This window comes from Flavobacteriaceae bacterium GSB9, assembly GCA_022749295.1.
Taxonomy (GTDB): Bacteria; Bacteroidota; Bacteroidia; order Flavobacteriales; family Flavobacteriaceae; genus Flavisericum.
This window is the reverse complement of record CP062007.1, coordinates 2061270-2074545: the sequence shown is the minus strand read 5'-3', so window position 1 is coordinate 2074545 and position 13276 is coordinate 2061270. Positions and strand designations below refer to the sequence as shown.

Below are 13276 nucleotides of genomic sequence, written 5' to 3'. Positions count from 1 at the left end.
TCCAACAAATGCCTCAATCCCTAACGCACTTTTTTAGAGAAAATCAAAAATAAGCGTATCGAGGCTGTTATATATTTCCTTAATTTTACCAAAATTATAATAATAATAAGAAATAGTTAACAAACCTTGGGAAGCAAAAACAAACTTAAACGATTTAAGGAAAACGAAACCTTTGCCAATGTATTCCAGCCAACACGCGATGAATTGGTGAATTCAAACTTTAGTTTAAAGGGCAATTGGCGAACCGATTTTTTTAAAAACGGTAATCCGTTGGTATTAGAACTGGGGTGCGGAAAAGGAGAATATTCGGTGGCTTTGGCGCAAAAGTACCCTGATAAAAATTTTATAGGAATTGATATTAAAGGCGCCCGTTTTTGGCGCGGTGCGAAAACGGCCGTTGAAGAAAACATATCCAATGTGGCTTTTCTTCGCATTCAAATCGAGCTTATCGAGTATGCCTTTGCTGAAAACGAAGTTGATGAAATCTGGATTACCTTTCCCGACCCGCAAATAAAATACAAGCGTACCAAACACCGCATGACCAACACTACGTTTTTGCAACGTTATAAAAAAGTGCTAAAACCAGAAGGCGTTGTAAACCTTAAAACAGATAGCGAGTTTATGCATGGCTATACTTTGGGCTTATTGCACGGAGAGGGGCACGAGGTGCTTTACGCCAACCACAATGTTTACAAACAGGAAGGAAGCCCTGAAGATGTAACAGCCATTCAAACGTTTTACGAATCGCAATATCTAGAACAGAACAAACCAATTACGTATATTCGGTTTAAAATTAAATAGAAGTGAACATCACGCTTGTCTTTTTTTTAGGAGTTGTTTTTGCGCTCTTGGGGGTAGTGCCTCCAGGACTTCTAAATATGACCGCAGCAAAAATCAGCCTAAAAGAAGGACATGTTAGGGGAATTGTGTTTTCAATTGGTGTTTGCGTTGTGGTTTTTGCACAAACCTATTTGGCATCAATTTTTGCGCGTTATTTAAGTAAGCATCCCGAAGTAATTAGTGTGCTTCGCGGTGTGGCCTTAGTTATTTTTATCTTAATAACCATTTATTTTTTATTTGTAGCCAAACCTGCTCCAAAGCAGCAAATTGAACCCAAAATGAAAAGTAAACACAGCCGATTTTTTCAGGGTATGTTGCTCTCCGCTATAAATGTCTTCCCAATACCTTATCAGGCTTATGTTACGATTACGCTCGCTTCAATTGGATGGTTAACGTTCGAGCAAATAAATATTATTTCGTATGTGGCCGGAGCTGGTACAGGTACGTTTGTTACGTTGTATATGTACATTTTCTTCTTCGATAAAATAAAGGGGAAAGCCTTTACGAGCCAAAAAAACATGAACCTTATTATTGGGGGCATTACTGGAATAATATCGGTGGTAACGCTTGTTAATATCATTCAGGAATTTTAGTGATGAAGGCAGAAACCTTAAGTTTTTTCGATAGAGTTTATGCCGTAGCCAAACAAATCCCGTTTGGGAGGACGACCAGTTACGGTGCCATTGCCAAATATTTGGGCGCTGCTAAAAGTGCAAGAATGGTGGGGTATGCCATGAATGGCTCAAAAGGAAAAGATGTGCCGGCACATAGAGTAGTGAACAGAAAAGGATTGCTTACCGGCAAACAACACTTTGAGGGAACATATTTAATGCAACAACTTTTGGAGAGTGAAGGTATTGTTGTGGTCGATAATCAAATAATGGATTTTGACAAGGTTTTTTGGGACCCTTCAAAGGAATTATGATACTTTAAAAAAATATGGAAAGGCCTAAGGTAGCATTCGAAAAATCTTGGTTTCCAATCTTAAGGTGTTCGTAGCCGCCAATAAATTTATATTGCTTATGGTGGTAATTCAAAAGGGCATTAAATTTATTAACGGTTTGGCTATTTATAAAGGTTTGATTAAAGTTTATTTCGACACTTAAAGGTCTGGAAAAAAACCATTCGGCACCTATACCGTATGTAAACCCGAATTCATCAACGGCGCCATCAACATACGAAGCGCCCAAGCCCCAAAAGGCATCAAATTTTTCAGAACGAACGCGGTAATATTTTCCAAGCATAGTATATAGCGCCAGGTTGTCGGTTCCGAAATTTGGATTGTTTTCCCAAAGCTGAAGGTAGCCGGTCTCAAGACTAACCCGTTTTAAAAACCGTGTTTCTAAATTAAGATGCATACCTTTTAGTCTTTTATTTTCAGAGAGATACCTGCCCGACAATTCAGTTCTTAAAAGTCTCGTGTCATCACTCAAAGTATAGCTGTAGTTTCCTTTGTTAGTTTTGTAATAAGGACGTTTTGTAATGGAAGCTTGGCTTGCTTTGCTTTCGGTTTCAAAAGGGCTTTCAATAGCCACGGCATAGGCGGTGTAACTAAAAAGCTGAACAAAAAAGCCACCAATTAATTCGGTTAAAAAACCAGTATTGCCATCGTTATTATCGCTGTAATGGTACCCTGAATTAGAACTTTCAGACTGCTCGTCGTCATCTTCAAGGCTCTGTTCTGCACGTCCAATTTTACTTTGCGAAAAACCAGAAGAACCAAACAAAATTATAACGGCAATAATAAAAGTTATTTGCTTCATAGCCTATGGCTTTAGTGTGGTTTAATTACATCATAAATTGTACCAATTTAACTTGTTCTAGGGTGTATTTTTGTAAAATCGATCATATAGCTAATAACAATGCTGTAATAGTTAAAACTTCTAACCGCAAGCTTCTGTCTTACAGGTTTATTGTATATATTTGCATTTAGATTGATTCTTAATAAAGAAAATGAAGTTAAAAAAACAAGATATATTAAAGGCGCTCGAAAACATTACGGTTCCCGGTGAAGGGCAAAATATGGTAGAAAGCGGAGCTGTAAAGAATGTGGTAACTTTTGGTGATGAGGTAATTGTGGATATTACCATTAAAAACCCAAGTTTACAAGCTAAAAAGCGTACTGAGGTTGATATTCTAAAAATCATCCATGAGAAAGTTTACGAAAAAGCCAAGATAAAAGTAAACGTAACGGTTGATGTGCCCGAAAAACCAAAAGCCAATGTTATAAAGGGAAAACCAATTCCTGGTATTCAAAATATTATTGCCGTGGCATCGGGTAAGGGTGGTGTTGGAAAATCTACTCTCACGGCCAACTTGGCGGTGTCTTTGTCTAAAATGGGTTTTAAGGTTGGTGTGTTGGATGCCGATATTTATGGTCCTTCAATTCCTATTATGTTTGATGTTGAGGCCGAAAAACCCTTAGCGGTAAACATTGAAGGTAAATCGAAAATGAAACCCATTGAGAATTATGGTGTAAAAGTGCTTTCCATAGGCTTTTTTACACAGCCCAATCAAGCAGTAGTTTGGCGTGGTCCTATGGCAGCAAAAGCTTTAAATCAAATGATTTTTGATGCCCATTGGGGCGAATTGGATTTCTTGCTCTTGGATTTGCCTCCTGGAACGGGCGATATTCATTTAAGTATCATGCAATCTTTGCCGATAACAGGTGCAGTGGTAGTGAGTACACCACAAAATGTGGCATTGGCCGATGCTAAGAAAGGTGTAGCCATGTTTCAGCAAGACAGCATTAGTGTTCCCGTTTTAGGAATTATTGAAAATATGGCTTACTTTACTCCTGCCGAATTACCAGATAATAAATACTATATTTTTGGTAAACAAGGCGCTAAAAACTTGGCAGAGGATTTAAATGTGCCATTTTTAGGAGAAATACCATTAGTGCAAAGTATTCGCGAGGCTGGTGATGTTGGGCGTCCAGCGGCTTTGCAAACCGCAACACCGTTAGAGCAGGCTTTTGAAAAGCTTACGCAAAACGTAGTTGAGGAAGTGGTTAGAAGAAATGATAATTTACCGCCAACCGAAGCCATAAAAATAACAACTATGGCAGGGTGCTCGGCTGTAAAAAAATAAATGTATTTTAGCCTTTTGTAATTAAGGTAAAATAATTACAACTAAACGAATATGACTTCAGAAGAATTAAGAGAAAAAGTAGAAATAGCCTTAGAAGAGATAAGGCCGTTTTTGCAAAGTGACGGTGGTGATATTTCACTATTGTCTATAGAGGATGATAAGCTTGTGAAAGTCCGGTTACAGGGTGCGTGCGTTGGTTGCAGTGTTAACCAAATGACACTTAAATCTGGTGTGGAAATGACCATAAAAAAGCATGCTCCACAAATAGAACAGGTTATAAATATAGATTAACACCTTTTTTTATTAAAAAAAGGTGTTGGCCTTATACATACAGTCTAAATAACTTTTTCTTCCCTTAAAAAATAGTGTAAGCTATCTGCTATTTTATGGCAGTTGCTAACTTTTGAAATGGCGTTACAGAATTTTGAGTCTGTGTTTTCTGTCTTGCAATTAAAGTCATTAAGGCTTATTTTAGAAAAGTTTTTGTTTATTTTTTTACATGCTTCGTAAAGGCTTTCAATAGTTTCAAATTGACTTGCCTCAACGTCATGTTTGAAAAGGTAGCCTCTTAAATAATTTTCAATAGCATGCTGTGCATTTTTGCAAACCAAATAAGACACTATGTCTTCCTCTGGCCTGTAAAGTTCTTTGCTAGCTTGATTCAGTCTTTTCTCAGCGCTTAAAAAAAAATAGGTGGGATCGGTTTCCATTATTAGAATATTAAAATTAGTTATTTATTGGATAATGAACTGCTCCATGCTACAATACTATAGTGTGGAGCAGTTCATACTTAATTTCAAACATTTAATTTTATACAAATGTTTTTTTAAAGGTGTTTATAGGTCTCTAAAAAGCTCTAATCGTTCCCATTTAGTATCCACTTCTTCTTGAGCTTGTTTAAGAAGTTGTTTGCCTAATTCGGCATTGTCCTTAACAACTCTTGAGAAGCGTGTTTCGGTATACATAAAGTCTTCTAGAGGTGCAGACGGAGCTTTTGAATCTAGTCTGAACTTCTTGCCTTTTGGTTTGGAAGGGTCAAATCTAAATAATGGCCAATAGCCCGTTTCTATTGCTTTTTCTTGATGAATAGCTGCATCCTTGAGGTCATAACCGTGATCTCCACAATGCGAGTACGCTATAATTATTGATGGACCTGGGTAAGCCTCCGCTTCTTCAATGGCTTTGAGGGTTTGTAGGTCTTTAGCTCCCATTGCCACTTGGGCAACATAAACATTGCCATAGGATATGGCTTGTAGAGCCAAACTTTTTTTGCCTGTTCGCTTACCAGACACCGAGAATTTTGCACTCGCTCCAAGGGGTGTAGATTTAGAGGTTTGCCCTCCGGTATTGGAGTATATTTCTGTATCTAATACCATGATATTGATGTCTTCTCCAGATGCCAGAACATGATCGACTCCACCATAACCAATATCGTAAGCCCAACCATCACCGCCAAGTATCCAAACAGATTTTCTGCGTAAGTATTCTGTTAATTCTGCTAATTTTTTGGCTTCGGGTTTATCAATTGAAGTCAGTTTTGCTTTCAGTTTGTCAAGATTTGAAAAATTTTCGGCTTTTTCGGCTTCAGTTCTCTCTTCATTTTTGAGAATCGCTTCTACTAAATCTGTACCTATTTCTCTCTCTAAAGATTTTAATAAACCAACAGCTATTTCTTGTTTTTTAGATAATGCTAATTTCATTCCAAATCCAAATTCGGCATTGTCTTCAAACAATGAGTTAGCCCAAGCTGGACCTCTACCAAATTTGTTGGCTTTATATGGTGTTGTTGGTAAATTACCACCGTAAATTGATGAACATCCTGTTGCATTGGCAATCATAATACTGTCACCATAAAGTTGGGTGAGCATTTTAATATAGGGTGTTTCACCACAACCGGAACAAGCACCAGAAAACTCGAATAAAGGTTCTAAGAATTGAGAGCCTTTAACATTGGTGATTTGCAATTCGGTTCGGTTATAATCAGGCAATTTTACAAAGTAGTCCCAGTTTTTGTCTTCAATGCTTTCAACATCCAATTTACTGTGCATGTTTATGGCTTTAAAGTCTGGGTCTTCTTTGCTTACAGCAGGACAAACGGCCACACACAAATCACACCCTGTACAATCTTGTGGAGATACTTGAAGCACGTAAGATTCTGTTTCTTTGTTAAAAGGTCTACCTTTTGCAGGTACTGCTTTTAAAGATGCCGGTTTGTTTGCCAATTCATCGTTAGAAACTACTTTAGCTCTAATGGCGGCGTGCGGACAAATGGCAACACATTTGTTACATTGTGTACAAAGATCTTCACCATCCCAAACAGGTACAAAATCTGCAATGCCCCGTTTTTCGAATTGTGTAGTTCCGGTTGGGAATGTACCATCAACAGGGAATGCGCTTACAGGTAATTCATCACCTTTACCAGCTAATATTTTACCTAAAACTTCTTTTACAAATGGGTCTTCAGCTCCAGTCATTGAAGCTTTCAGTTCAACATCACTTGTGATTTTATTGATATAGTCAACCTTTTGGAGATTTTCCAAAGATTTGTCCACGGCATTAAAGTTCATTTGAACCACCTTGTCTCCTTTTTTAGAGTAAGATTTTACAATGGCTTCCTTGATTTTTTGAATGGCTTCATCTTTTGGAAGTACACCAGAAATAGCAAAGAAACAAGTTTGAAGAACGGTATTGGTTCGCTTACCTAATTTTGCGTCGTGGGCTACTTTAGATGCATCTATGACGTAGAAATTCAATTCGTTTTTAATAATCTCGTCTTGCATGCGCATTGGAAGTTCGTCCCAAATGTCATCTTTGGAAAACGGTGCATTTAATAGGAACGTGCCTCCCTTTTTGATGTTTTTTAGGATATCATATTTTTCAACAAAGTTGAATTGGTGACATGCAATAAAATCAGCTTTGTGTATTAAGTAAGTTGAGTAAATAGGTTCTGGGCCAAAACGTAAGTGAGATACGGTTTGTGCACCCGCTTTTTTAGAGTCATAAACAAAATAGCCTTGTACATAATTATCGGTAGTTTCACCAATTATTTTAATGGAGTTCTTGTTGGCACCGACAGTACCATCAGAACCTAATCCATAGAACATGCAGTTAAAGGTATTCTTAACTGTTTTAAGCCTCTCACCTACCTCCAAGCTGGTGTGGGATACATCATCATGTATACCAATGGTAAAATGTTTTTTTGGTTTGTCCTTACTGAGCTCATCAAAAATAGCTTTTACCATTGCAGGGTCAAACTCTTTTGAAGAAAGACCATAACGGCCACCTATTATTTTTGGCATAATCCGTTCACTTTCTGTAAAAGCAGTAACCACGTCTTGATATAGCGGTTCGCCTAAACTTCCAGGTTCTTTTGTTCTATCTAAAACGGCTACTTTTTTAACAGTTTCTGGTAAAGCATCTACAAAATGACTAATAGAGAATGGTCTGAACAATCTCACAATAATAGCACCAACTTTTTCGCCATTTTTCACCATAGTGTCTACTGCTTCCATAACAGGGCCTTGACCAGAGCCCATAATAACGATTATTTTTTCTGCTTCAGGATGACCTACATAATCGAACAAACCATACTTTCTACCAGTATGGTTGTAGAACGCGTCCATCGTTTTTTCAACAATGCTCGGAACTTTTTCATAGTAAAGATTGGCCGCTTCTCGTGCTTGGAAAAAAACATCAGGATTTTGTGATGTACCTCTAACAACGGGATGATCTGGATCTAAAGAACGTTTTTTGTGATCCAAAATTTTGTCTTCGGGCATCATATCTTTAATGATGTCGTCCGTAATGCTGTCTATCTTAGAGATTTCATGAGATGTTCTAAATCCGTCAAAAATGTTCATGAAAGGCACTCTTGATTTTAATGTTGCTACTTGTGAGATAAGAGCAAAATCTTGCGCCTCCTGTACAGAACCACCAAATAGCATAGCAAAACCTGTTTGTCTAGCCGCCATAACATCAGAATGGTCACCAAATATAGATAAGGCATGTGTTGCAATTGTTCTGGCCGCTACATGGATAACAGAAGGAAGAAGTTCTCCTGCTATTTTGTACATGTTGGGTATCATGAGTAGCAGGCCCTGTGAGGCCGTAAATGTTGTGGTTAACGCACCTGCTTGTAACGAGCCATGTACTGCCCCTGAAGCACCGCCTTCGCTTTGCATTTCTACAATTCTTGGGATGTTTTCCCAAATATTTTTCTGTCCTTTTGAGCTATATACGTCTACGTGTTCACCCATGGGAGAAGCTGGTGTTATAGGGTATATGGCACAGACCTCATTGGTCTTGTGTGCAACCCTTGCTACCGCTTCGTTTGCATCGCAAATTAATTTTGGAAATTTTTTCATAATAATGTCTTATTTAAATAAATGGAAAACCGAATAAAAGTTTAAGCAAAAACTTTTGTACGAAATTTTAAAAATGTACAGACCTTCCAAGATTTTTATGATCCAAACTAAATCCCCTGAGGTCATAAAATAAATCTCTTAAAATTAAAAGTTGAATAGCGTACAGACTATGATATTTGTCATGTAATGGAAAAACAATAAAGCGGATTTAAAAAAAAATAAGGATATCTTATTCATAAGACATCCTCATTTTTAAAACGGATAATTTATTGAAATATTGAACGTAATAAATTTACCGCAATAGAAAAAAATCAAATATAGTTTAGTGTGGGTTACTCTGCGTGTAACCAAGCTTTTTTAGCTAATAAAACTTCCTCTGATTCAACATTGTTTTCATCTGGAACGCAACAATCTACTGGGCATACAGAAGCACATTGTGGTTCGTCGTGGAAACCTTTACATTCGGTGCATTTTTCGGGTACAATATAGTAAAACTCATCAGAAATGGGTTCATTCATTTCATCGGCATCTATCTCCTCACCACCAAGTGAAGTAACGCTGCCACTTAAAGCTGTTTCATCTGAATAAGCCCATTCTTGGTCGGGCTCATAAATTGCATTGTTTGGGCATTCTGCAATACAGGCATCACAGTTGATACATTCGTCTGTTATAATAATTGCCATAATTCATTGTGTTTAGAGAAGTAAAAGTAATTTCTATCTATAAATATTAATATGACATTTGTCACATTTAATTCGAAAAATGAAAATTATATTTGGTTAGAGTGCAAGTATTTAATTTTTTAAATTGAATTTGTTATGATAGCTAATAAAACGAGACAGAAGAAAAAGATACAGCACGAAGTTCTAGATGCCGTAGTAATAAGATTTGTTGGTGATTCTGGTGATGGGATGCAGCTTACCGGCACGCAATTTTCTGATACATCAGCTATGTTTGGAAATGATGTTGCAACATTTCCAAATTACCCTTCAGAAATACGCGCACCCCAAGGAAGTTTATATGGTGTTTCTGGGTTTCAGGTTCACATAGGTAGTGTTGAAATTAGTACACCGGGAGACGATGTAGATTTATTGGTAGCTATGAACCCAGCAGGTTTAAAAACCAATTTGTATGCGGTAAAACCTGGTTACACAATCATTGTGGATACAGATTCCTTTACAAAGAAGAATTTAGAAAAGGCTCAGTACTCAGGAAATCCGCTAAAGGATGGAAGCTTGACAAATTATAGAATTATAGAAGTACCAATGTCATCATTGACTAAAGAGGCTTTGAAGGACATTGAAGAGCTAGATAATAAAAGTATTGCCAGAAGTAAAAATATGTTTGCTTTAGGAGTTGTGTATTGGATGTATGATCGATCACCAGAACACACTATAGATTTTTTTAAGAAAAAATTTGCGTCTAAACCACATTTAATTGAAGCCAACACCAAAGTGCTGAATGCAGGTTTTTTCTATGCCGAAACCTTAGAGTTAATTCCTAATGCATATGCAATTTCGCCAGCTAAAATGGAGTCTGGTGTTTACCGGATTATAGCGGGTAATACGGCTACGGCGTGGGGCTTTCTTGCCGCTGCTGAAAAATCAGGGTTGGAATTATTTTTAGGTTCATACCCAATTACTCCGGCCACAGATATTTTACACGAACTTGTTAAGCACAAACACTTTGGTGTTAAAGCATTTCAGGCTGAAGATGAAATTGCAGGCGTAACATCTGCAATAGGGGCTTCGTTTGCTGGAGATTTAGCTATTACAACAACATCAGGTCCAGGTTTAGCACTAAAGAGTGAAGCTTTGGGTTTGGCCGTAATGTTAGAGCTGCCTTTGGTTGTGGTTAATGTACAACGTGGAGGCCCTTCCACTGGGTTGCCAACTAAAACTGAGCAGTCTGATTTATTGCAAGCCATGTATGGTAGAAATGGTGATAGTCCTGTAATAGTTTTGGCTGCCGATACACCTTCTGGCTGCTTTAATTATGCCTATCAAGCTGCTAAACTTGCTTTAGAGCATATGACGCCCGTTGTTCTGTTAACAGACGGATACATTGCCAATGGTTCAGAACCTTGGAGGATAAAACGTGTTGTAGAAATGCCTGAAATTAAAAACAATAAGGTAATCGAAGTCAATGAGAATTGGCACCCGTATGATAGAAATATTGAAACTCTAGCACGAAATTGGGCTGTTCCTGGGACATTTGGTTTAGAGCACAGAATAGGTGGTTTGGAAAAAGATCAAATTACAGGTAATGTGTCTCATGTTCCAGAAAACCATGAGGCTATGACTAAGATTAGAGCAGCTAAAATTAAGCGAGTACAAAATTACATTCCTGATTTAGTGCCTGAATTTGCTGAGTCTGGTGAATTGCTAGTTGTTGGCTGGGGCGGAACATATGGCAGCTTACATTCCGCTGTAAAACAATTAAATATGGAGGGGCATAAGAATATAGGTTTTGCCCATTTCAGCTATATAAACCCATTGCCGAAAAACACCGAAGAGGTGCTTAAAAGCTTTAGGAAGATTGTGGTTTGTGAATTAAACAATGGGCAATTTGTTAATATTCTGAGAATGAACTTTAACATCTTTGGGTTGTTGCAATATAACAAAGTACAAGGATTGCCTTTTGGCAACAGTGAGTTAATTGAAGAATTCAAAAAATTATTACGGTAATCATGGAAACAACTGCAGAAAGAAACTATACATTTAAGGATTTTGCTAGCGACCAGGAGGTAAGGTGGTGCCCTGGTTGTGATGATTATGTTGTTTTACGATCGGTGCAAAAAGCACTTCCAGAAATGGGGGTAAAAAAGGAAGATGTTGTTTTTATTTCTGGTATTGGGTGCTCATCACGTTTTCCATATTACATGGATACTTATGGTATGCATGGCATTCATGGTAGAGCCCCTGCCATTGCAACTGGTGTTAAACTGGCAAATCCGAGTTTATGTGTTTGGGTTATTACTGGAGATGGGGATTCTATGGCTATTGGAGGCAATCATTTTATCCATGTTTTACGTCGGAATATAGATTTAAATATCATTTTGTTTAATAATGAAATTTATGGGTTGACCAAAGGACAGTTTTCGCCAACATCACTTGTGGGGCAAAAAACAAAATCGTCACCCTATGGTAATACACAACCACCCTTTTACCCTGGCGAATTGGCCATAGGTGCACAAGCTCGTTTCTTTGCAAGAATAGGGGGTAATACACCAAAGGAAATGACCCAAATTTTTATTGAAGCTGAAAAGTTTAATGGAACCTCTCTAATTGAAGTGTTACAAAATTGTGTGATTTTTAATAATGGATGCTACACACAATTCACAGATAAAGATGTTAGGGGAGATAAGCAGTTGTTTGTTGAGCATGGAAAACCAATGATTTTTGGAAAAGATAGAAATAAAGGTTTGGTGCTAAACAATTTGAAATTGGAAGTGGTAACCATTGGAGAAAATGGCATATCAGAAGAGGATATTGTGGTGCACAATGCCTTAGAAGAAGACCCGACCATGCATCAAATGTTGGTGAGGTTAAAATATCCATTGGTAACTGGAATTATAAGAAGTTTTGACGATGTTACCCTGGAAGAACGAGAAGATATCTTAACAAAAGAGGTAAAATCACGCTCAAAATTTGTAAAAACCGACGACCTATTCTTCTCTGGAGAAATATATCAAGTAAATTAATTTAATAGTTGACTAACTCAAATTAAAAATGCCTTTTTCAAATTATTATAAAAGGAGGTGTTTTCTTATTAAGGTATTATAAATTGAAGGTTTATACCAATGCAGTAAATCCTAAAAAGGCCAATGATAAAAGACCAGCAACCAATAAATTAATGGGCACGCCTTTCATGTCTTCTGGAATATTGGCAAGCTCTAATTCTTCTCTGATGCTAGCAAAAACAATTAAAGCCAATCCAAAACCCAGAGAGTTTGATATGGCATAGAAAACCGCTTTTAACAAGTTGCTATCTTCTAATCCTAAAGCTAAAATGGCAACGCCCAAAACCGCACAGTTTGTTGTAATTAAAGGAAGAAAAACGCCAAGAGCTTGATACAATGCCGGACTTACTTTTTTCAAAATAATTTCAACCATTTGTACCAATGCAGCAATCACCAAAATAAAAGTTATGGTTCTTAAATAGTTTAAACCACTTGGAATTAAAACATATTCATGTAGTAAATATGTTACAGTAGTGGCTATGGTCATAACAAATAAAACAGCTCCAGACATGCCTATTGAGGTTGAAACCTTATTGGAAACTCCTAAAAATGGACAAATGCCCAAAAACTGAGACAAAACAATATTGTTTACGAAAACGGCTGCTATAAGTATAATTAAGTAATCCATGGTTAAGCAGTTTTAGATGTTAGTTTGTTAAAAACGGCAGTTAAATAAGCTAGGGCAATAAATGCACCCGGAGGTAAAATAAAAAGTATAAACGTGTTGGCATTTTCTGGAACAAAGGATAAACCAAATAAACTACCATTGCCAAGTATTTCGCGAACAGCACCTAAAACCGTAAGAGCCAAAACAAAACCAAGCCCCATACCCAAGGCATCAAGAATAGAAGATATCAAATTGTTTTTTGAAGCAAACGCTTCAGCTCTACCAAGTATCAAACAGTTTACCACAATTAAAGGAATAAATATCCCGAGTTGTTCATATAAAAATGGAATAAAGGCTTCCAAAACCATTTCAACTATCGTAACAAAAGAGGCGATAATAATGATAAAAGCAGGGATACGAACTTTACTTGGGATTTGGGCTTTTACTAATGATACCACAATGTTTGACATTAAAAGTACAAACAAAGTGGCAACGCCCATGCCCAATCCATTAAATGCCGATGAGGTTACACCCAAAGTAGGGCACATACCCAAAAGCATCACGAAAATAGGATTCTCTTTGATGATGCCTTTTAGGAAATTTTGTTTTTGATTTATATCGTTTGCCATGATT

The 13276-nt window shown here is 37.2% G+C and carries 13 protein-coding genes; 7 read left to right on the top strand and 6 right to left on the bottom strand.

Translation table 11 applies throughout. From position 1 onward, the window contains the following. Positions 1-126 precede the first annotated feature (126 nt). From trmB to GSB9_01810, 3 genes are read left to right on the top strand one after another with little or no spacing between them, the layout of a single operon-like run. Entirely contained in the window at positions 127-801 is a 675-nt protein-coding gene (gene trmB, locus GSB9_01812) for a tRNA (guanosine(46)-N7)-methyltransferase TrmB (GenBank protein UKM65249.1), read from the top strand. Positions 802-803: 2 nt separating this feature from the next. Next, complete coding sequence (locus GSB9_01811) at positions 804-1433, top strand: lysine transporter LysE (protein ID UKM65248.1); 630 nt, start codon at positions 804-806, stop codon at positions 1431-1433. Between the two features lie 2 nt (positions 1434-1435). Further along, positions 1436-1765 (top strand): MGMT family protein, encoded by a 330-nt coding sequence (locus GSB9_01810; protein ID UKM65247.1) that lies wholly within the window; start codon positions 1436-1438, stop codon positions 1763-1765. A gap of 4 nt (positions 1766-1769) precedes the next feature. Here the strand turns inward: GSB9_01810 and GSB9_01809 are convergent, their stop codons facing one another. Further along, positions 1770-2603 carry a porin family protein gene (locus GSB9_01809; GenBank protein UKM65246.1) on the bottom strand — a complete coding sequence of 278 codons (834 nt, stop codon included), beginning with the start codon at positions 2601-2603 and terminating at the stop codon, positions 1770-1772. Positions 2604-2793: 190 nt separating this feature from the next. Here GSB9_01809 and GSB9_01808 point away from each other — a divergent pair, with 190 nt between their 5' ends. Then, positions 2794-3930, top strand: coding sequence for an Mrp/NBP35 family ATP-binding protein (locus tag GSB9_01808; protein ID UKM65245.1), 1137 nt, complete (start codon positions 2794-2796; stop codon positions 3928-3930). Positions 3931-3981: 51 nt separating this feature from the next. Beyond that, positions 3982-4221 (top strand): NifU family protein, encoded by a 240-nt coding sequence (locus tag GSB9_01807; protein ID UKM65244.1) that lies wholly within the window; start codon positions 3982-3984, stop codon positions 4219-4221. 44 nt (positions 4222-4265) lie between these two features. On the opposite strand, the gene GSB9_01806 is transcribed toward GSB9_01807, so the two are convergent. The 3 genes from GSB9_01806 to GSB9_01804 all read right to left on the bottom strand — a co-directional run bounded on the left by GSB9_01806 (position 4266) and on the right by GSB9_01804 (position 8977). Further along, positions 4266-4640: a hypothetical protein gene (locus GSB9_01806; GenBank protein ID UKM65243.1), complete on the bottom strand. Its 375-nt coding sequence runs from the start codon at positions 4638-4640 to the stop codon at positions 4266-4268. A 126-nt stretch (positions 4641-4766) separates the two neighbouring features. Continuing rightward, positions 4767-8294: a pyruvate:ferredoxin (flavodoxin) oxidoreductase gene (gene nifJ, locus GSB9_01805; GenBank protein UKM65242.1), complete on the bottom strand. Its 3528-nt coding sequence runs from the start codon at positions 8292-8294 to the stop codon at positions 4767-4769. Between the two features lie 332 nt (positions 8295-8626). After that, on the bottom strand, positions 8627-8977 hold the full coding sequence (locus GSB9_01804) for a 4Fe-4S dicluster domain-containing protein (GenBank protein UKM65241.1): 351 nt from the start codon (positions 8975-8977) through the stop codon (positions 8627-8629). Positions 8978-9112: 135 nt separating this feature from the next. Here GSB9_01804 and GSB9_01803 point away from each other — a divergent pair, with 135 nt between their 5' ends. Further along, positions 9113-10981 carry a 2-oxoacid:acceptor oxidoreductase subunit alpha gene (locus tag GSB9_01803; GenBank protein UKM65240.1) on the top strand — a complete coding sequence of 623 codons (1869 nt, stop codon included), beginning with the start codon at positions 9113-9115 and terminating at the stop codon, positions 10979-10981. A 2-nt stretch (positions 10982-10983) separates the two neighbouring features. Continuing rightward, a complete protein-coding gene (locus tag GSB9_01802) occupies positions 10984-11997 on the top strand; it encodes a 2-oxoacid:ferredoxin oxidoreductase subunit beta (GenBank protein ID UKM65239.1) in 1014 nt (337 codons plus the stop codon). Between the two features lie 91 nt (positions 11998-12088). Here GSB9_01802 and GSB9_01801 read toward each other — a convergent pair whose 3' ends face one another. Next, positions 12089-12664 (bottom strand): RnfABCDGE type electron transport complex subunit A, encoded by a 576-nt coding sequence (locus GSB9_01801; protein ID UKM65238.1) that lies wholly within the window; start codon positions 12662-12664, stop codon positions 12089-12091. 2 nt (positions 12665-12666) lie between these two features. Continuing rightward, the gene (locus GSB9_01800) at positions 12667-13272 is read right to left on the bottom strand and encodes an electron transport complex subunit E (protein ID UKM65237.1); all 606 of its coding nucleotides are present in this window, start codon (positions 13270-13272) and stop codon (positions 12667-12669) included. Between the last annotated feature and the right edge of the window lie 4 nt (positions 13273-13276).